16 protein-coding genes are annotated in these 18,857 nt (G+C 66.9%); 8 read left to right on the forward strand and 8 right to left on the reverse strand.

Going from position 1 to position 18,857, the window contains the following annotated elements; all coding sequences use genetic code 11:
• Positions 1 to 130: 130 nt before the first annotated feature.
• Entirely contained in the window at positions 131 to 1,264 is a 1,134-nt protein-coding gene (lldD, locus tag C8K14_RS08145) for an FMN-dependent L-lactate dehydrogenase LldD (RefSeq protein ID WP_054131626.1), read from the forward strand.
• Positions 1,265 to 1,277: 13 nt separating this feature from the next.
• On the opposite strand, the gene C8K14_RS08150 is transcribed toward lldD, so the two are convergent.
• Positions 1,278 to 2,246 (reverse strand): helix-turn-helix domain-containing protein, encoded by a 969-nt coding sequence (locus C8K14_RS08150; protein ID WP_158271884.1) that lies wholly within the window; start codon positions 2,244 to 2,246, stop codon positions 1,278 to 1,280.
• 396 nt (positions 2,247 to 2,642) lie between these two features.
• Here C8K14_RS08150 and C8K14_RS08155 point away from each other — a divergent pair, with 396 nt between their 5' ends.
• From C8K14_RS08155 to C8K14_RS08170, 4 genes are all read left to right on the forward strand, one after another.
• Positions 2,643 to 3,677 carry a quinone-dependent dihydroorotate dehydrogenase gene (locus tag C8K14_RS08155; RefSeq protein ID WP_022677612.1) on the forward strand — a complete coding sequence of 345 codons (1,035 nt, stop codon included), beginning with the start codon at positions 2,643 to 2,645 and terminating at the stop codon, positions 3,675 to 3,677.
• Positions 3,678 to 3,688: 11 nt separating this feature from the next.
• Positions 3,689 to 5,470, forward strand: coding sequence for a gamma-glutamyltransferase (ggt, locus tag C8K14_RS08160; protein WP_107716336.1), 1,782 nt, complete (start codon positions 3,689 to 3,691; stop codon positions 5,468 to 5,470).
• A 182-nt stretch (positions 5,471 to 5,652) separates the two neighbouring features.
• Positions 5,653 to 7,434 carry a long-chain fatty acid--CoA ligase gene (locus tag C8K14_RS08165; RefSeq protein WP_107716506.1) on the forward strand — a complete coding sequence of 594 codons (1,782 nt, stop codon included), beginning with the start codon at positions 5,653 to 5,655 and terminating at the stop codon, positions 7,432 to 7,434.
• 37 nt (positions 7,435 to 7,471) lie between these two features.
• Entirely contained in the window at positions 7,472 to 8,377 is a 906-nt protein-coding gene (locus tag C8K14_RS08170; RefSeq protein ID WP_107716337.1) for a DMT family transporter, read from the forward strand.
• Here the strand turns inward: C8K14_RS08170 and C8K14_RS08175 are convergent.
• Positions 8,341 to 8,871: a hypothetical protein gene (locus C8K14_RS08175; protein WP_022675298.1), complete on the reverse strand. Its 531-nt coding sequence runs from the start codon at positions 8,869 to 8,871 to the stop codon at positions 8,341 to 8,343. The genes C8K14_RS08170 and C8K14_RS08175 overlap by 37 nt on opposite strands.
• A gap of 156 nt (positions 8,872 to 9,027) precedes the next feature.
• Positions 9,028 to 9,741 carry a tRNA (guanosine(46)-N(7))-methyltransferase TrmB gene (locus C8K14_RS08180; RefSeq protein WP_107716338.1) on the reverse strand — a complete coding sequence of 238 codons (714 nt, stop codon included), beginning with the start codon at positions 9,739 to 9,741 and terminating at the stop codon, positions 9,028 to 9,030.
• 100 nt (positions 9,742 to 9,841) lie between these two features.
• On the opposite strand from C8K14_RS08180, the gene C8K14_RS08185 reads away from it, so the two are divergent.
• Positions 9,842 to 11,140, forward strand: a complete 1,299-nt coding sequence (locus C8K14_RS08185) for an FAD-binding oxidoreductase (RefSeq protein WP_107716339.1) — start codon at positions 9,842 to 9,844, stop codon at positions 11,138 to 11,140.
• A gap of 178 nt (positions 11,141 to 11,318) precedes the next feature.
• Here the strand turns inward: C8K14_RS08185 and C8K14_RS08190 are convergent, their stop codons facing one another.
• The 5 genes from C8K14_RS08190 to lptB all read right to left on the reverse strand — a co-directional run bounded on the left by C8K14_RS08190 (position 11,319) and on the right by lptB (position 16,837).
• Complete coding sequence (locus C8K14_RS08190; RefSeq protein ID WP_028657592.1) at positions 11,319 to 11,687, reverse strand: hypothetical protein; 369 nt, start codon at positions 11,685 to 11,687, stop codon at positions 11,319 to 11,321.
• 499 nt (positions 11,688 to 12,186) lie between these two features.
• Positions 12,187 to 12,888, reverse strand: coding sequence for a response regulator transcription factor CtrA (gene ctrA, locus C8K14_RS08195; RefSeq protein ID WP_022675302.1), 702 nt, complete (start codon positions 12,886 to 12,888; stop codon positions 12,187 to 12,189).
• A gap of 316 nt (positions 12,889 to 13,204) precedes the next feature.
• Entirely contained in the window at positions 13,205 to 14,347 is a 1,143-nt protein-coding gene (locus tag C8K14_RS08200; RefSeq protein ID WP_107716507.1) for a tetratricopeptide repeat protein, read from the reverse strand.
• A gap of 86 nt (positions 14,348 to 14,433) precedes the next feature.
• Positions 14,434 to 15,999: an RNA polymerase factor sigma-54 gene (rpoN, locus tag C8K14_RS08205; protein WP_107716340.1), complete on the reverse strand. Its 1,566-nt coding sequence runs from the start codon at positions 15,997 to 15,999 to the stop codon at positions 14,434 to 14,436.
• 52 nt (positions 16,000 to 16,051) lie between these two features.
• Complete coding sequence (gene lptB / locus C8K14_RS08210) at positions 16,052 to 16,837, reverse strand: LPS export ABC transporter ATP-binding protein (RefSeq protein WP_022675897.1); 786 nt, start codon at positions 16,835 to 16,837, stop codon at positions 16,052 to 16,054.
• 151 nt (positions 16,838 to 16,988) lie between these two features.
• On the opposite strand from lptB, the gene C8K14_RS08215 reads away from it, so the two are divergent.
• Both C8K14_RS08215 and C8K14_RS08220 read left to right on the forward strand, forming a co-directional pair.
• The gene (locus C8K14_RS08215) at positions 16,989 to 17,384 is read left to right on the forward strand and encodes a hypothetical protein (protein WP_133726780.1); all 396 of its coding nucleotides are present in this window, start codon (positions 16,989 to 16,991) and stop codon (positions 17,382 to 17,384) included.
• A 111-nt stretch (positions 17,385 to 17,495) separates the two neighbouring features.
• Positions 17,496 to 18,842 (forward strand): TldD/PmbA family protein, encoded by a 1,347-nt coding sequence (locus C8K14_RS08220; protein WP_107716342.1) that lies wholly within the window; start codon positions 17,496 to 17,498, stop codon positions 18,840 to 18,842.
• Positions 18,843 to 18,857 lie beyond the last annotated feature (15 nt).

Raw genomic sequence — 18,857 nt, forward strand, 5'->3', positions numbered from 1 at the left:
TGCAATCACAATCGATCATCGCCGCAGGTTCTCCCCCTCCCCATTGCGGCGCTGCCGTGATAGTGCCTGCCGCCAGGAACGGCCGCCGGCAACGGCCGCGCCGCACACGGCACAGCAGGAAGCAAGGCAGATGATCATTTCCGCACCCACCGATTTCCGTGGCGCGGCCGCGCGGCGCCTGCCGCCGTTTCTGTTTCATTATATCGACGGCGGATCGGGTGCGGAAACCACGCTGCGCCGGAACGAGGCCGATCTCCAGGCGCTGAGCATCCGCCAGAACGTGCTGCGCGACGTGGGCGGCCTGTCCACTGCCACCACCCTGTTTGGCGAGGACATGGCCCTGCCGGTCGTGCTCGCCCCGGTCGGGCTGACCGGCATGTATGCCCGCCGCGGTGAAGTGCAGGCGGCGCGCGCCGCGGCTGCCCATGGCGTGCCGTTCACGCTTTCCACCGTGTCGGTCTGCCCGCTCGAAGAAGTACAGGCCCAGTGCCCCCGCCCGATCTGGTTCCAGCTCTACGTGCTCAAGGATCGCGGCTTCATGCGCAACGTGCTGGAACGCGCCAAGGCCGCCGGCATCAAGACCCTGGTGTTCACGGTCGATATGCCGCTGCCCGGCTCGCGCTATCGCGATGCGCATTCGGGCATGTCGGGCCCCTATGCCGGGCTGCGGCGCATGATCCAGGCGATGACCCACCCCGCCTGGGCCTGGGACGTGGGCCTGCGCGGCAAGCCGCACGACCTCGGCAATGTCTCTGCCTATATGGGCAAGCCCATGGCGCTGGGCGATTACATCGGCTGGCTGGGCAACAATTTCGATCCCGGCATCGGCTGGAAGGATCTCGAATGGATCCGCGCCTTCTGGGACGGGCCGATGGTGGTCAAAGGCATCCTCGAACCGGAAGACGCGCGCGATGCGGTGCGGTTTGGTGCCGATGGCCTGGTCGTGTCGAACCATGGCGGGCGCCAGCTCGATGGCACGCTGTCTTCCGTCGCGGCGCTGCCGCGCATTGCCGATGCGGTGCAGGGCGATCTGCGCATCCTGGCGGATTCGGGCGTGCGCACCGGGCTCGACGTGGTGCGCATGCTGGCCAGCGGCGCCGATGCGGTGATGCTGGGCCGCGCGTTCATCTATGCCCTGGCGGCGCGCGGCGGCGCTGGCGTGGGCCAGTTGCTCGATCTCATCGCGCGTGACATGCGCGTGACCATGGCGCTGACCGGCGCACGCACCGTGGCCGATATCGGCGCGCACACGCTGGCCGGCTAAGCCCCGCGCGCGCTTAGTCCGGGCTGTTGGGCTGCGCGGCGGCCGGGGCCGGCGGGCCGATCCGCCGCACCGCCGGCGCATGCAGGCCCAGCATGGCATCCAGCAGGGGCAGTCGCTGCTCGACCAGCCGGGCCGGGGTGCGCCCGGTCACCAGGCGCACTTCGCGGATCAGGTGCGACTGGTCATAGAAATGATCGGCCACGCTGGCGGCCTGCTGCGGCGTGGTGGCGGGATCGGCGAGCAGCGCGGCGGCGCGCAGGGCGCGATGCTGCCGCGCCAGCTGCTTGGGTGGCAGGCCGAAATAGCGATCGACCAGGCGCTGCAGCTGGCGCGGGGAATAGCACGCATCGCGATAGAGATCGTCCACCACCGGTGACATCGCGCGGGCCAGCCAGGCCTGCACCTCCTCCACCAGGCGCACGTGCGCGTCAGACAGGGCATGCAGCCGCGCCTGCAGTACCGGCACGCTGCGTGCCACCAGTTCGGCCAGGGTAAAGGGCCGAACGCCGTGCCCCTGGGACAGGTCTGCCGCCAGCCGGCGCACCCCGCCGCCCAACAGTTCGCCCGCATCGCGCAGCCGGTTGCCGTGCTCCGAGGCGGAAAGGCCGCCAGTCAGCGCCGCCCAGCCCAGCGGCGACAGCAGCGCGCCGAACACGTGCCAGGGCCCGGCAATCTCGATCCGCGCTGCGGCCCGCAGTGGCGTGATAACGCTGGCCGGCGCGCTCGCATCGGCCAGGCCGCCGGGCAGCCGCAGCAGCCCTTCCCCGCGCAGGAATATCGCCAGCATGGCTGGGCCGGCCGGCAGCATGTCTTCCTGCAGCGGATCGGCGCCGCATATCTGGAAAAAGCTGCCGATATAAGGCGCCAGGGCAGGCGGCGCGGGCCAGTGATCAAGGGTCAGGCTATCCCCGCCAGTGTCGGTGCCTCCCCAAGAACGCAGGCCGATACCCGCAGGGTGCCGCGGCGCCGTGGCATGGTTCATCGCTGCACCCGGAACGGCTGCCGATACTGTGATCTTTCGTATTGCCCCATGGCTGCCAGCGACCATCCAAGCCACTGTCATGTCAAGCAATACAAAGCGATACTTCGATAATGGATGAAAAAACGGCGGCTGGGCCAAGGGCCAAGCCGCCGTAAAGTGGAGAACCCGATACATCACTGCACCGAGCCCTTCGGGTCGCAAAGCGGACCTAAGCGATAGGTCGATTCCCTGATTGTATGGATTCGACAAAATCGGTGGCATCCGCGCCACAGCGGAAAAGTTTTCGCCCCCCCTCACGACACTAAACCATGCCAAGCGTGTTTTGCGGCTTGGCGGCGCGCGCGCGGCCCGCAATAGGAAGCCCTTCCCCGACCGCACCCAACGCATGGCCCGTTAATGCTCTATCGTCTTGCACGTCCTTTGCTTTTTCGTTTGCCGGCAGAAACCGCACACACGCTGACGCTGCGCGCGCTGGCCATGGCGCCAGCCGGCGGCCGCGCCGCACCAGAGCCGGCGCTGGCGCAGCGCGTGGCAGGGATCGTGTTCCCCAATCCGGTCGGCCTGGCCCCAGGGTTCGACAAGAACGCGGAAGTGGCCGACGCGCTGTTCGGGCTGGATTTCGGCTTTGTCGAAATCGGCACGGTCACCCCGCGCCCCCAGGCCGGCAACCCACGCCCGCGCCTGTTCCGCCTGGTCGAGGACGAAGCGGTGATCAACCGCATGGGCTTCAACAACCACGGCGCCGAAGTGGTCAGCCGGCGCCTGACCCAGCGCCTGGGCAAGCCCGGCATCCTGGGCGCCAATATCGGGGCCAACAAGGATTCGGTCGATCGCGTGGCCGATTACGCGGAAATGACGCGGATCATGGCACCGCTGGCCACCTATCTCACGGTCAACATTAGCTCGCCCAACACGCCGGGCCTGCGCGCGTTGCAGGATGAAAGCGCGCTGGGCGATCTGCTCGATGCGGTGATCGCCGCACGCGCCCCGCACAAGACGCCGATCTTCCTCAAGCTGGCGCCCGATCTGCAACGGTCGGATATCGATGCGATCTGCCGCATCGCCATGGACAAGCGGCTCGATGCCCTGATCGTGAGCAACACCACGATCACCCGCCCGGCCAGCCTGCGTTCGGCCCATGCCGGCGAAACCGGCGGCCTCTCCGGCAAGCCGCTCGCGCCGCTGGCGCTGGAAATGCTGCGTGCGTTCCGCAGCGCCACGGGCGGCGCCATTCCGCTGATCGGTGTGGGCGGCATCGCCAGTGCCGAAGATGCCTGGCAACGCATCCGCGCCGGGGCCAGCCTGATCCAGATCTACAGCGGCATGGTCTATCATGGCCCCCGGCTGGCGCAGCACATCATCACCGGCCTGGCCCGCCGCGTGCGTGCCGAAGGCATGACAAGCATTGCAGAGGCGGTCGGGACGCAATAGCCATTGCTGCCATGACCTTGCGTAGCCTCTCCCCGCTTGCCACCGCTTCCCTCGCGGTTATTTCCACGCTGGCCCTGGCCGCCTGCCAGACCATGCCCGGCGCCACACCGGGTACGGCAACCACGCCGGCCCCCGCGCTCGCCCTCACCCCGGGCCGCACCGATGGGGCCGATGTCGGCCGCCAGGGTCTGGTTTCTGCGGCCGATCCGCGCGCGGCCGATGCCGGGGCGCAGATGCTGCGCCAGGGCGGCTCGGCCACCGATGCCGCGCTCGCCACCATGCTCGCGCTCACCGTGGTGGAACCGCAAAGTTCCGGCATCGGCGGTGGTGGTTTCCTGATCATGGCCGATGCCGCCGGCCAGGTCGATACGGTCGACGGGCGGGAAAAGGCACCAGCCGCCGCCACGCCGCAGTGGTTCTTCAAGGATGGCCAGGCCATGGCCTTTCCCCAGGCGCGCCCCGGCGGGCGCAGCGTGGGCGTGCCCGGCTCGCTGCGCCTGGCCGCACTCGCCCATGCCGAACATGGCAAGCTCGCCTGGCGCATGCTGTTCGCCCCGGCGATCCGCCTCGCGCGCGATGGCTTTGCCATTACCCCGCGGCTCTATCATGCCCTGGCCGACAATCCCGATATCGCCGGCCTCGATCCCGCCGGCAAGGCGCTGTTCTATGGCGCCGATGGCCAGCCGCTGCCGGTGGGCACGATCGTGCGCAACCCGGCGCTGGCCGATACGCTGGAAGCGGTGGCACTCCATGGCGCCGACTGGTTCTATTCCGGCAGCAATGCCCAGGCCATCGCCACCAAGGTGGGCACCGCCCCGGTCAACCCGGCGCCGATGACCACGGCAGACCTCGCCGCGTTCAAGGCCGTGGCGCGCCCGCCAGTCTGCGGCCGCTATCGCCAGTATCGCATCTGCTCGATGGGGCCGCCCTCGTCAGGCGCCACCACGGTGCTGGCCACGCTGGGCCAGCTCGAACGCTTCGATCTGTCCGCGCTGGGGCCGGACAATCCGGTGGCCTGGCACCTGCTGGCAGAAAGCGAGCGCCTTGCCTATGCCGATCGTGATCAGTACCTGGCCGATCCCGACTTCGTCAAAGTGCCGGTGGCCGGCCTGGTCGATCCGGCCTATCTGGCGCAGCGATCGCAGCTGATTTCGGCGCAGACCGCACTGCCCCACGTTTCCGCCGGGATTCCGGCCGGGGTTACTGCGCGGCTCGCTCCGGCCAAGCCGCAGCCCGAATTCGGCACCTCGCATTTCGTCACGGTGGATCGCTGGGGCAATGCCGCCAGCTATACCTCCACGGTGGAAAGCGCGTTTGGTTCGGGACTGATGGCCGGTGGCTATTTCCTCAACAACGAACTCACCGATTTCAACCTCGATCCGCTGCGCGATGGCCAGCCTACCGCCAACCGGGTGGAAGGCGGCAAGCGACCGCGCAGCTCGATGTCGCCCACCGTGGTGTTCGGCCCTGATGGCCAGATCCGCCTGGTGGTGGGGGCCGCTGGCGGCGCCACGATCCCCGCCCAGGTGATCCGCGCGCTGATCGGCGTGCTCGATTGGCACCTTACCGCGCAGCAGGCGCTGGCCCTGCCCGTGCTGTTTGCGCCTGGTGACCGCGTCTGCGTCGAACAGGGCACCCGGCTTGAGGCGATGATCCCCACGCTGGTGGCGATGGGCCATGCCCAGACCCAGGCATGCAAGATGCCGCTCAAGGCCAATGCGATCGAACGCGTGGGCGATCGCTGGCAGGGCGCGGCCGATCCGCGCAGCGAAGGCGCCGCCATCGCCCAGTGAGTCCGCGGTCATCCAGCTGCCCCATGGCAGCCGGGTGACTGCCCGCAAACCCCGCTTGCCGTAACGGAACGCGCGGCCTAGCTATCCGTTTTGGGAACTGGTCCGAATACGGGCCAGCAGGGAGAGTGTGCGTGTCCGTGGGTGAAAACCAAGCTGCCGTGCAAGTGGCACAGCTGGCTGAAATGCCGAACCTGGTCAGCCTGTTTCTGGCCCGCGCGGCGCAGCATGGCGATGCGCCGTTCCTTTCGGCCAAACGCCAGGGCACCTGGGTGGCGCAATCGTGGCGCAGCGTGGCCGATCAGGTCTGCCTTCTGGCGCAGGCCCTGCGCGCCCTCGGCCTCAATCCCGGTGACCGGGTCATGCTGGTGTCGGAAAACCGCCCCGAATGGTGCATTGCCGATATCGCGATCATGGCCGCCGGGCTGGTCACCGTGCCCACCTACACCACCAATACCGCGCGCGATCACCTCCATATCCTGGAAAATTCCGGGGCGCGCGCGATCATCGTATCGAATGCCAAGCTGGCCCAGCCGCTGCTTGCCGCCGCGCTCAACGCGCCTTGCGCCGAACACGTCATCGGGATCGAACCGCTGCGCCAGCAGCAGGCCGGCACGCTGCATTTCCATGATTGGGAAACCCTGCTGCAGGGCGATGCCGCCGCCGCCCGCGCGGCCGTGAGCCAGCGGATTGCCGCGATCCGGCGCGAGGATCTGGCCTGCATCATCTACACCAGCGGAACCGGCGGCGCCCCGCGCGGGGTGCGCCAGCACCATGGTGCGATCCTCGCCAACGTGGCCGGCGCAGCCCAAGTCCTGGCCGAGGATTTCCACCTGGGCGATGACCAGTTCCTGTCGTTCCTGCCTTTGAGCCACGCCTATGAACACACCGGCGGGCAATGGCTGCCGATCGGCGTGGGCGCACGCATTGCCTATGCCGAAAGCCTGGAAAAGCTCGCAAGCAACATCGAGGAAGTGCGCCCCACGATCATGGTGGTGGTGCCCCGCCTGTTCGAAGTGCTGCGTGCCCGGATCATCAAGCAGATCGAAAAGCAGGGGCGTGTGGCGACATGGCTGATGGACCGCGCCCTGGCGATCGCTGCCCACCAGGAAGAGACCGGGCATCTGCGGCTGATCGATCGGCCGCTCAACCTGCTGATCGAACGCACCTTGCGCCCCAAGGTGCGGGCGCGCTTTGGCGGGCGGATCAAGGCGCTGGTTTCGGGTGGCGCGCCGCTCAACCCCGAAGTCGGGCTGTTCTTCGAGGCCATGGGGCTGACCATGCTGCAAGGCTATGGCCAGACCGAGGCTGGCCCGGTGATCGCCTGCAACCGCCCGGCCGCCGGCATTCGCATGGATACCGTCGGCCCGCCGCTCGCTGGCGTGGAAGTGGCCATCGCGCCCGACGGTGAAATCCTGGTGCGCGGCGAACTGGTGATGCACGGCTATTGGCACAACGATGCCGAAACCGCCCGCGCCATCCAGGATGGCTGGCTGCACACCGGCGATATCGGCCACATCGATGGCCAGGGCCGCATCAAGATCACCGATCGCAAGAAAGACATGATCGTCAACGACAAGGGCGACAATGTCTCTCCGCAAAAGATCGAGGGCATGCTCACCCTTCAGCCCGAAATCGCCCAGGCCATGGTATCGGGCGACAAGCGCCCTTACGTGGTTGGCCTGATCGTGCCCGATGCCGAATGGGCGATGCAGTGGTCGGTGGAAAACGACGCCCCCCACGATCTGGCGCGGCTGGCCGATCTGCCCGCCTTCCGCAGCGCGATGCGCGAGGCGGTGGACCGGGTGAACCGTGATCTGTCCGTGATCGAAAAGGTGCGCCAGTTCACCCTGGCCGACGAACCCTTTGCCATCGCCAACGAGGAACTCACCCCCTCGCTCAAGATCCGCCGCCACAAGATTCGCGAACGCTATGGCGCGCGGATGGACGCGCTGTACAAGGGATAAGACTGGCAGACCGGCGCGCAGGCGCTAAGGGAAGCCGATGTCTCGCACCACTTCCCGTGCCACGCTGGCCGGTGCCTGTGCCACGCTGGCCGCGCAGGTTTCGGGCAACCTTGGCGCCGGTTTTGCCAAGCAGCTGTTTCCCCTGGTCGGCGCGGGTGGCGCCACGCTGCTGCGCGTGGCGCTGGCGGCCTTGGTACTGCTGGCCTGGCGGCGGCCGTGGCGGCGCCCGGTGTCGCGCGCGTTGTGGCCGGGCCTGGCCGCCTATGGCGCGATCCTGGGGATCATGAACGTCCTGATCTACCAGGCGTTTTCGCACATCCCGATCGGCATTGCCGTGGGGGTAGAGGTCATGGGGCCGCTCGCCATCGTGCTGGCTGCCTCGCGCCGCCCGCATGATTTCCTGTGGCTGGCCTGCGCGGTAGCTGGCCTGGCGCTGTTGCTGCCCTGGCACCCCGGCCAGACACTGGACCCGCGCGGGCTGCTGTTGGCGGGCGGCGCGGCGGTGTGCTGGGCCAGCTATATCCTCACCGGACGGCACGTGGCGGCGGCACTGGGCACCGATGCGGTGGCCTGGGGCATGGCCGTGGCCGCCGTGGTCGTCGTGCCGGTGCTGGCGCTGCTGAGCGGCAGCCCGGCGCTGCTCATGCCCCACGCCCTGGCCATGGGCGTGGCCATCGCCATCTTGTCCAGCGCGCTGCCTTATGGGCTTGAGATCGAGGCAATGCGCCGCCTGCCCGCAGGTGTCTTCGGCATGCTGCTCAGCGGCGCGCCGGCCGTGGCCGCGCTAACCGGCTGGGCCTTGCTGGGCGAAAGGCTCACCCCGGATCAGTGGCTGGCGATCGGCCTGATCGTGCTGGCCTCGGCCGGCACCGCCGCCACCAGTGCGCAGCGCGCACGGGCCGTGGCTCAGGCCGCTTCTTCCAGCGGCACGAAATCGGGATAGAACGTCGGCGCGCGGGTGGACCAGCCTGGCGCCGTGGCCGCTGCCTCGCTGATCGATTGCAGCAGGTCCTTGCGCCGCAACGGGCGGATTTGCGGCAGGGCAGCCGCGCCGCAAAATGCGGCCGGCAGCCAGGGCCGCACCTCTGCGCCCAGCAGGCGCTCATAAAGAAAGCGATAGGCGGAAAACCCGTCGAGCCGGTCCTGGCCCAGATCGAATGCGCTCAGGCGGATCAGCGCCCCCATGAACCGCTCGATGCCTTCGGCCGCTGGGCCTTCGGGCAGCATCGTGCGCAGCAGCTTGAGATCCTGGTAGACCACGTATTGCGTGCGGATCGCCGCGGTTTCGGCCGCCGTGCGCGCCCAGATCTGGAAAGCATCGCGCCGGCCCAGCCCGATATCCAGGCTGCGCCGGATATAGCGCTGGGTCGCGGCCGGAAAACTGGCAAATTCGCGCAGTTCGTTCAGCAGCTGGGTGGCAGTCTGGTGGTGAGACATGGCGCGCTCCGATGCGGCGGTCCGTGCCGTTCGCACCTGTCCCGCCGATAGGGCAAACGCTACGCCTCGATAGTTATCGCGCCATTAATCAGCCCATGCGCACGGGCCCCGCCCACCGCTTATGGCAAACTGCACCAAAGCCCGCGGCACCCTGACTCAGCTGCGGGTGTACCGGAAGTACCAGATTTCATGGCCTTGGGCGCGGGCCTTGGCGGCATAGCGGGTTTCCGGCCAGCCGCCCGGGCGCTGCTGGAAATCCTGCGCGGTCTGCGCCTGCCAGCGGAACTGGTCGGTGTGGCGGCGCATCACCATCAGCGCGTGGCGCAGATAGATCGGATGGTCGGTGCCAAAGCGGAATTCGCCGCCCGGCTTGAGCTTGCGCGCGAACAGATCGACCGGGCCATCGTTCATCATGCGCCGCTTGGCATGGCGCGCCTTGGGCCAGGGATCGGGGTGCAGCAGGTAGAGGAACGACAGCGCGCCATCGGGCACGCGTTCCAGCACTTCCAGCGCATCGCCGTGGTGGATGCGCACATTGCCCAGCGGCGGATGGGCGCCATTGTCGCCATCCACATGGGTCAGTGCTTGCGCCACACCGTTCAAAAACGGCTCGGCGCCGATAAAGCCATGGTCGGGCAGCAGGTCGGCGCGATAGGCCATGTGCTCGCCGCCGCCAAAGCCGATCTCGAAATGCAGCGGGCAATCGTGCCCGAACAGCGCCTGGGCCGTGACCGGGCCTTGCGCCGGCACCGCGATGCGGGGCAGCAGGGTATCGACCAGGGCCTGCTGGCCCTGGCGCAGGGGCTTGCCCTTGGCGCGGCCATAGAGGCGGTTGAGCGTGGTCGGATCGCCGGATTTGTATGCCGTCATGGGGGGCAGCCGATGGCAGGGGCGCGCGTTGCGGTCAATGCCCGGCGCACATACCGCACGGTTTCGCTTGATCTGTGATCGATCTTGGCAATGATCGGCCATGGCCACCGCACCGCTGATCGATCGCCCCCACACCTACTATTCCGCCAGCCTGGGCGACGATACTGCCTGGCCGGCGCTGCAAGGTGATCACAGTGCCGATGTGGTGGTGATCGGTGGCGGCTTTACCGGCGTCAACACCGCGCTGGAACTGGCCGAACGCGGGCTGTCGGTGGTCCTGGTCGAAGCCAACCGCATCGGCTGGGGCCAAAGCGGGCGCAACGGCGGCCAGGTAACCGGCAGCCTTTCGGGCGAAGGCGAACTGCGCAAGCAGTGGCAACGCCGCCTGGGCGCAGAACTTGACGATTTTCTCTGGTGGCTGCGCTGGCACGGGCAAGACGTGATCGCCGCGCGCGTTGCCCGCTATGGTATCGCGTGTGACCTCAAGCACGGGCACATCCACGCCGCGATGAAGCCTTCGCACATGGCCGAGTTGGAAGAGACCTTTGCCCAGGCCTGCGCGCGCGGCATGGGCGATGATGTCGTGCTGCTCGATGCGGCCGGCATGCGCGATCACCTGGAAAGCCCGCGCTATTGCGGCGGCCTGCTCAACAGCCGCAACATGCACCTGCATCCGCTCAAGCTGTGCCTGGGAGAGGCCAAGGCCGCCGCGCAGCTCGGCGTGCGCCTGTTCGAGGGCTCGCCGGTTGTCGACATCGTCCACGGGCCGCGCCCCCGCGTGGTCACCGCCCAGGGCAGCATCAGCGCCGCGCAGGTGATGATCGCTGGCGATGTCTATCACAAGCTGGAACGCAAGCGCCTGGGCGGGCTGATCTTTCCGGCGGTGGGCGGGATCGTCACCACCGAACCGCTGGGCGATGCGGCGCGCGCGATCAATCCACACGACCTGGCGGTCTATGATTGCCGCTTCGTGCTCGATTACTATCGCCTCACCGCCGATGGGCGCCTGCTGTTTGGCGGCGGCGCCAACTATTCCGGCCGCGAATCGCGTTCGTTCGCCGATGAATTGCGCCCGGCGATCGAGGCAACGTTTCCGCGGCTGAAGGGCGTGAAGATCGAGCATGCCTGGTCCTGCGCCATGGGCATCGTCATCAACCGCGCGCCGCAGCTGGGCAAGCTGGCCAATAACGTGTGGTATGCCCAAGGCTATTCCGGCCACGGCGTCGCCACCAGCCACGTCGTGGCCGAAGTCATGGCCGAGGCCATCGCCGGCACCCTGGAACGCTTCGACATTTTCGCCGCGCTCAAGCCGGTGCGCGTGCCGCTGGGCGACTGGCTGGGCAACCCGCTGCTGATGCTGGGCATGCGCTGGTTTCTGCTGCTGGAGAAGTTCCGCTAGGCGTTTGACCGCAGACTGATTGCAGATTTTCAGAATTGAAGAAGAAGAATAGTATTTCGCGCAGAGGCGCGGAGGCGCAGAGAAAATGGAATCTCCGCGCCTCTGCGCGAATCAGATTGGGTCAAACCCAAATATTGCGGTATAGTGTGCATGTCCGAAAGCGCCCAAATGTGGACATCTACGGCAGTAAATCGTGTAAGAAGTCCAGTGTCATGTCGTTTCCGCTAGAAGCTAAAAGCTCAGAGCGACCATTTTTGACATGATGAAGTTCAATGTGGCCGTTTTCGCGATCCTCGATCTTCCGGACGCCGTCGAGCACGCACAGCACTCCGAAGACAGCCGCCCTCGCCGCGTCTTGGCCGAACTCTTCGACGAGGGCGCGCTCGGGGCCGCTAAGGTTTTTCATCCATCCGGAACGCCGCGACCTCTCCTCCGAACGAAGTCGTCCCGGCGGATTTTGCCAAGTTTTCACAAGCTCGACAGATAGTCTATCCAGCACAACTAGCTGGAGCAGGTCTACAAAAGCTCTCTGGTCCATAAAAGACATTTACGCGCAAGAGTGCCGATGCTCAATGTCCGCTTCCCTCCGACCTAGGCGATTCCTGGCGCAAGCGACATCGATAAACAAATGACCGCTTCCGACGCGCCAACTGAGGCGCCCGAACGTCGGCTATTATGGCGATCGTGGCGGAGGACCGGGAGATGGCCAGATCGGCTACTCGCGCCCATTTGAGGACATACTGGCGTTTTGCACAAGCAGAACAGCTGGACCCCGGATCAAGTCCGGGGTGATAAGTTTTTATTTCAATTATATTTTCCGTCACCCCGGACTTGATCCGGGGTCCAGCTTGATAACGTGCACCATGCCTGCAATCACCGCGCAAAGGCAGCCAGCCACCAAAACACGACACATCCGCCCGGCAGCACGGCCGTAGATTCATCCGCTCGACGCTCGCCCGCACACCCAATGTTACACGTGAAACACCAAACGAAAACGGCCCGTCGTGGGAACGGGCCGCTTCGGGATTGTGCGCAGGAAAAGAGGATCAGGCCGCTTCGATTGCCGTCATGTCGTCCGGGTCGCGCAGCACATAGCCGCGGCCCCACACGGTTTCGATGTAGTTCTCGCCGCCGCAGGCATGGGCCAGCTTCTTGCGCAGCTTGCAGATGAACACGTCGATGATCTTGAGTTCGGGCTCGTCCATCCCGCCATAGAGATGGTTGAGGAACATTTCCTTGGTCAGCGTGGTGCCCTTGCGCAGCGAGAGCAGTTCCAGCATCGCGTATTCCTTGCCGGTCAGATGCACGCGCGCGGCGTCCACTTCCACGGTCTTGGCGTCGAGGTTGACCGAAAGCTTGCCGGTACGGATGACCGACTGCGAATGGCCCTTGGACCGGCGCACCACGGCATGGATGCGGGCGATCAGTTCTTCGCGGTGGAATGGCTTGGTCACATAGTCATCGGCACCAAAGCCGAACGAGCGGACCTTGGAATCCATTTCGGAAATGCCCGAAAGGATCAGCACCGGCGTCTGCACCTTGGCGACGCGCAGCTTTTTCAGCACGTCATACCCGTGCATGTCGGGCAGGTTCAGGTCGAGCAGGATGATGTCGTAATCATACAGCTTGCCGAGATCGAGGCCTTCCTCCCCCAGGTCGGTGGAGTAGACGTTGAACCCTTCGGCCGTCAGCATCAATTCGATAGCCTTGGCCGTTGCCGGCTCGTCCTCGATCAGCAGCACGCGCATGGATCAGCCCCTTCTTGCCATTCCCCGGCACAGCCCCCTACTGAGGCGCATGCCCATCATTAACCATATGACCTATGAACATGAAAGGTTAATTTAACGTAAGCACAGGTCCGGTGTCGGCAGCCATTTGCCAGCAATCATCGCTGCAAACCCCGCCCTCGTCGCATTCCCGCAAATCCTTACCGCGCCGCTTCCCCCAAAGCGACAACGGCAAGGCTTGCGAAGACCAATCGTAAGCCCACACGGTTAACGTGCTTTTCCATGCGCCATCGGGAAGAACGGCAATGGCAGGCGAGGATTCGCGACGCGAAAACGCTCAATCGGCGGCAATGCCCAGGCGCGCGGCGGCATCACGCAGCTTTTGCGCATTGGCAGGCTGGGTCTTGAACGCCGCCAGCCCCTTGGCCAGCGCCTTGGCTGCGTCATCGCGCCGGTCCTGCTGCACACGACTGCGAATCAACAGAATCCAGCCATCGACGTTGCCGGGGTTGCGCGCCAGCCGCGCTTCCAACCCATCGACCATGCCGCGCTCCATCGCCGCACGCGTGCCGCTGTCCACGCCGCCGGTCTGCGCGCCCGACGCGGTTTTCAGCTCGGCATGGGCCGGCCCCGGCAGCGCGCCTTTGCGGCGCTCGGCATCCTTGCCCTTGCCCTTTTCCTTGGTCTTGTCCTTGTCCACCTTGGGCAGGCGGGCCTGGGCATCGGCAATCGCCAGGCGCTTTTCCACCTCGATATGGTGGCGCTTGCCCACGCTGCGGATCACGCTGCGGATATCGCTGGCATAGGGCGCGTCGGGCGCCGTTTCGCTCAGCTGCGCAAACCATGCGCGCAGGGCACGGCGGTGCTGGCCGGCCAGATCGAGCGACAGCGCCTTGAAATAGCGCGCACGCGCATTCTTGGGATCGATCGCCAAGGCCTTGTCAAAGGCGATTCGCGCCCCGCGCGGCATCTGCCCTTCGCGGCGCGAAGCCATGACCAGCGCCTCGCCCAGGAACGAAAAGCTTTCGGCATGATCGGGATCGAGCGCCGTGGCCTTGCGCAACGCGCGCGCCGCGTCCTTGTAGCGGGCGTTCTGGAAATAGGCCCAGCCCAGCATGCGCCAGCCCTGCACGTCTTCGGGCTCGTCCTTCAGGCGCTGTTCCATCCGCGTGATCGTATCATCGACCACGGGCGAGGGTTCCGGGCTCGGCTCGGCATCGGGCGCCGCGTTCGAGGCGTCGGCGGCAGGCGCACTGGCATCGGGCAGCGGCGCGGGCACTGCACTGTCGAGCACCACCGGCGTCACTTCCGGCCGCTCGGGCTGGCCGGCGGCCTCGACCAGTTCGGCCGGACGCTCCAGGCGATAGATGCCGATGCCGCCGCCGATGATCGCCGCCACCGTCAGCACGCCCACCGCCACACCGCGCCAGACCGGGGGCTTGGGCCCGCCAGCGGCAGAACTGTGGTCGGCTTCGTTCATCACATCTTCCCTCATGCCGCACCAGGGCGGCCCGATTTCGCCCGGCACCCGTGCGGCGCCGCATTATCCCGCGCCGCCCGGTGCGGTCAACGCACCCCGGCCAGCGCCTTTTGCCGGCGCCGCTGGACCGAGCTGCCCAGGCCAATCGCCTCGCGGTACTTGGCCACCGTGCGCCGCGCCAGGTCAAAGCCGCGCGCTTTGAGCAGATCGACCAGCGCATCGTCCGACAGGATCGCCTTGGGATCCTCGCCATCGATCAACTGGCGGATCGCCGCTTTCACCGCCTCGGCCGAAACCCCCTCGCCATCGGTGCCCGCCACACCCGAGGTGAAGAAATACTTCAGTTCGAACGTGCCGCGCAGGCAATGCAGGTATTTGTTCGAGGTCACGCGGCTGATCGTGCTCTCGTGCATCTTGACCGCTTCGGCCACGGTGCGCAGCGTCATCGGGCGCAGGTGCGACACGCCGTGGCGAAAGAAGCCTTCCTGCTGCTTCACGATCTCGGCCGCCACCTTGAGAATGGTTTTCTGCCGCTGGTCCAGCGCCTTGACCAGCCAGTTGGCATCGGCCAGCCGCTCGCCCAGCCAGGCCCGCGCCGTCTTGTCCACGCAAGAGCGGCGCATTTCCACGTAATAGCTGCGGTTGACCAGCACGCGCGGCAGCGTGGCAGGGTTCAGGCTGATCGCCCAGCCGGGCACCTCCGCTCCGGCATCGTCGGCCGGATCGCCCTCGCCACGCGCCGGCTGCACCAGGATATCCGGGCTGATCGCCTCGGCCGGGCCGCTGCCGATGCGCAGGCCTGGCTTGGGATCATAGCCACGCAATTCGGCCAGCATGTCGGCAAAGTCTTCCTCGTCCACCCCGCACAGGCGGCGCAGCCGGGCCAGTTCGCCCCGGCCCAGCAGATCGAGATTGTCGAGCAGCCGCGCCATCAGCGGGTCATAGCGGTCCGCCTCACGCGCCTGGAGCGCCAGGCATTCGCCCAGCGTGCGCGCGCCCACCCCGGTGGGATCGAGCGTCTGCACCAGCGCCAGCGCCGCTTCCACCCGGCTCAGCGGCAGGCCCAGCGCCTCGGCCACTTCGGGCAGAGTCATGCGCAAGTAGCCGGTCTCGTCCAGCTGATCGATCAGCCAGCGCCCCACGAACAACAGCTGGGCATCGGATGTCGTGGCGCCGATCTGGCCATGAAGATGCTCGGCCAGCGAGGCAGCACTCGCGCCGCGCTCATCGATATCCGGCCCTTCGCCGCCGCTGCTGCCGCCACCGTCGGCGCCGATCGTCCCTTCGCGCAACCCACTACTGGCCAGATCGGCCAGCGCCATGGCGCCATCGCCGGTATCGCGATCAAGATCGAGCGCAGACGAATCGATATCGAGCGGGCGGTCCTCGGCGGCGCGGCCCTCGCCTACCAATTGGTCGACCGGGCTCGATTCGAGATGGGTGCGCCGCAGGTCTTCGCCCGGTGCTTCCTCGCCGCCCGCTGCTGGCGCGGCATCGCCCATTTCCAGCAGGGGATTGGCGTCCAGCGCCTCGCCGATGAAGGTTTCCACCTCAAGGTTGGACAGCGCCAGCAGCTTGATCGCCTGCTGCAGCTGCGGCGTCATCACCAGCGATTGCGACTGGCGGATATCGAGGCGTGGACCAAGAGCCATGGCGGCGGGTATCAGCCGCCTATGGTAAACAGAATGCGAAAGCCGTGCGGCTTCACAACGTAAAGCCCTCGCCCAGATAGAGCCGCCGCACATTGGGATCGGCCACCAGCGCCTCGGGGCTGCCGGCAAACAGCACCTGGCCGCCATAGATGATGCAGGCGCGATCGACGATATCGAGCGTTTCGCGCACGTTGTGGTCGGTGATCAGCACACCGATGCCGCGCTTCTTGAGATCCTTGACCAGATCGCGGATGTCGCTGATCGACAGCGGATCGATCCCGGCGAACGGTTCGTCGAGCAGGACGATCGACGGGCGCGCGGCCAGCGCGCGGGCGATTTCGCAGCGCCGCCGCTCCCCACCCGAAAGCGCCATGGCCGGGCTGGCGCGCAAGCGGGTGAGGCCGAATTCGTCGAGCAGCCGATCCAGTTCGGCCGCGCGCGTGGCCTTGTCGGGCTCCACCAGTTCCAGCACCGTGGCGATGTTCTGTTCCACCGTCATGCCGCGAAAGATCGAGGTTTCCTGCGGCAGGTAGCCCAGCCCCAAGACCGAGCGGCGATACATCGGCAGCTTGGTGATATCCACGCCATCGAGCAGGATGCGGCCCGAATCCGGCCGCACCAGGCCCATGATCGAATAGAAGCAGGTGGTCTTGCCCGCGCCGTTGGGGCCAAGCAGGCCCAGCACTTCCCCCTTGCCCACCGACAGCGAGATATCGGTCAGCACTGCCCGCTTGTCGTAAGACTTGGCGATGGACACCACTTCCAATCCCCCTTGGGGAATCGGCACGGCGGCACCGGTGGCGGGTTCAGACGCGAGCGCGGAGGAAGAGCCAGTCATTCCCTGCTCATAGCCCGGACCGGCGCCACGGCAAACCCCAACGCGGCAGGATTGGCGCGATTGGTGCATGGCACGGCCGCGTGGACACGCTTGCACCACGCGCACGGCCATGGTGTTATGCTGGCGGCGTTATGCCGGGGGAGAGGTGATCATGACAGCGAACAGGCCATTCATGGCCATGGAGCCAAGCGTGGCCGATCGCGCCGCCCGGCTGGAAAGCGCGCACAAGCGGGTCAGCAATGCGGTTGCCTATGGCCTGATGGTCTATACCGCGCTGCAGATCTTCCTGACGATGCGCGCTTTGGAAGAGGCCGACAACACGCTGCTGCCGATGATCGCGCTGGTCGTGCTGGTCGGTGCGATCATCCCGCTCTATCGCCGCATGGAAAAGCGCTGGGACGCCACCGCCGCCCGCCTGGCCGATGATCCGCCAGCGCTCGCCACCGCGCTCAACCGCGCGCGGCTGACGGTGTGGGCGGTATCGATCGGGCTGCCGCTGCTGGTGACCGTGCTGATCGAAGGGCTGATCGCGCTGTTCGCCCACTGATGGCCGCCTGATTGCACCCTGATTGCCGCTTCGCGTCCCAGCGGCTAGGAGCAGCGCACGCCAGCCCGGTGTGGCTGGCCCCCGGTGTTTCAGGTTTGGAGTGCGCCCCCGATGTTGACCCCCGCCCAGGCCCAGGAACGCTGCCACGCCCTGATCGAACGCGCCCGGCGCACCGGGGCAGAGGCGGGCGATGCAGTCTATCTCGCCAGCGGCGCGGAAAGCGTGAGCGTGCGCCTGGGCGCGCTGGAAGACGTGGAACGCTCCGAATCCGAGCATATCGGCCTGCGCGTGTTCGTTGGCGGCGCATCGGCCTCGATCGGATCGACCGACCTTGCCGATGCCGCGCTCGATGAACTGGCCAGCCGCGCCGTGGCCATGGCGCGCGCCGCACCAGCCGATCGCTTTGCCGGCCTGGCCGACGAACATCTTCTGGCGCGCGGCCCCTTCCCCGATCTCGACCTCGACGATCCGGCCGAGCCCGCCCCGCAAGAGCTGCGCCGCCTGGCCGAGGAAGCCGAGGATGCCGCGCGCGCCGTCCAAGGCGTGACCAACAGCGAGGGCGGCAGCGCCAGCACCGGGCGCGGCGTGGTGGCACTGGCCACCAGCCATGGCTTTTCCGGCGCCTATGCCGCCAGCAGCCATTCGGTTTCGGCCAGCGTGATCGCCGGCGAAGGTGGCGCGTTGCAGCGCGACTATGCCTGGGCCAGCACCCGCTTTGCCGCCGACCTGCCCCCACCTGCCCAGATCGGGCGCGAGGCGGGCGAACGCGCCGTGGCGCGGCTTAACCCCGGCCGGGTGAAAAGCGGGGCGATGCCGGTGGTGTTCGATCCGCGCGTGGGCGGCTCGCTTGTCGGCCATCTGCTCGGCGCCATCTCGGGTTCGTCGATCGCCCGCCGTTCCAGCTTCCTGCTCGACCACGACGGCGCCCAGATCTTTGACAGCAGCGTGACCATCACCGACGATCCGCTGCGCCGCCGTGGCCTGCGCTCGCGCCCGTTCGATGGCGAAGGGCTGCCCACCGCCCCGCGCAAGCTGGTCGATGCCGGGCGCCTGACCGGCTGGCTGATGGACAGCGCCGCCGCGCGCCAGCTGGGCGCCGTGCCCACCGGCCATGCCTCACGCGGGGGATCGGGCGCGCCGCATGTCACCGCCGGCAATGTGGTGATCGAGCCGGGCACGCTCACCCGCGCGCAGCTGATCGCCGATATTGCCGATGGCGTCTATGTCACCGAACTGATCGGCAGCGGCGTCAACGGCGTGACCGGCGATTACAGCCGCGGCGCCGCCGGCTTTCGCATCGTCAACGGCGAAATCGCCGGCCCGATCGCGGAGTTTACCGTGGCCGGCAACCTGTTGGCCATGTTTGCCGCGATGATCCCGGCCAGCGATCTCAAGATCGAACGGGGGATCGACGTGCCGACCCTGCGCATCGATGGCATGAGCGTGGCCGGCGACTGAGGCGCGGCGTTTTCA

Source organism: Novosphingobium sp. GV079, assembly GCF_003058045.1.
Taxonomy (GTDB): Bacteria; Pseudomonadota; Alphaproteobacteria; order Sphingomonadales; family Sphingomonadaceae; genus Novosphingobium; species Novosphingobium capsulatum.

Coding starts and splice junctions, on each gene's coding strand:
- C8K14_RS08180 (WP_107716338.1), bottom strand. CDS start 9,741: ATGACGGCATACAAATCCGGCGATCCGACCACGCTCAACCGCCTCTAT.
- C8K14_RS08200 (WP_107716507.1), bottom strand. CDS start 14,347: ATGAACGAAGCCGACCACAGTTCTGCCGCTGGCGGGCCCAAGCCCCCG.
- lptB (WP_022675897.1), bottom strand. CDS start 16,837: ATGACTGGCTCTTCCTCCGCGCTCGCGTCTGAACCCGCCACCGGTGCC.
- C8K14_RS08155 (WP_022677612.1), top strand. CDS start 2,643: ATGCTCTATCGTCTTGCACGTCCTTTGCTTTTTCGTTTGCCGGCAGAA.
- lldD (WP_054131626.1), top strand. CDS start 131: ATGATCATTTCCGCACCCACCGATTTCCGTGGCGCGGCCGCGCGGCGC.
- rpoN (WP_107716340.1), bottom strand. CDS start 15,999: ATGGCTCTTGGTCCACGCCTCGATATCCGCCAGTCGCAATCGCTGGTG.
- ctrA (WP_022675302.1), bottom strand. CDS start 12,888: ATGCGCGTGCTGCTGATCGAGGACGAGCCGGCAACGGCCAAGGCTATC.
- C8K14_RS08165 (WP_107716506.1), top strand. CDS start 5,653: ATGCCGAACCTGGTCAGCCTGTTTCTGGCCCGCGCGGCGCAGCATGGC.
- C8K14_RS08150 (WP_158271884.1), bottom strand. CDS start 2,246: ATGAACCATGCCACGGCGCCGCGGCACCCTGCGGGTATCGGCCTGCGT.
- C8K14_RS08190 (WP_028657592.1), bottom strand. CDS start 11,687: ATGTCTTTTATGGACCAGAGAGCTTTTGTAGACCTGCTCCAGCTAGTT.
- C8K14_RS08175 (WP_022675298.1), bottom strand. CDS start 8,871: ATGTCTCACCACCAGACTGCCACCCAGCTGCTGAACGAACTGCGCGAA.
- C8K14_RS08185 (WP_107716339.1), top strand. CDS start 9,842: ATGGCCACCGCACCGCTGATCGATCGCCCCCACACCTACTATTCCGCC.
- ggt (WP_107716336.1), top strand. CDS start 3,689: ATGACCTTGCGTAGCCTCTCCCCGCTTGCCACCGCTTCCCTCGCGGTT.
- C8K14_RS08170 (WP_107716337.1), top strand. CDS start 7,472: ATGTCTCGCACCACTTCCCGTGCCACGCTGGCCGGTGCCTGTGCCACG.
- C8K14_RS08220 (WP_107716342.1), top strand. CDS start 17,496: ATGTTGACCCCCGCCCAGGCCCAGGAACGCTGCCACGCCCTGATCGAA.
- C8K14_RS08215 (WP_133726780.1), top strand. CDS start 16,989: ATGACAGCGAACAGGCCATTCATGGCCATGGAGCCAAGCGTGGCCGAT.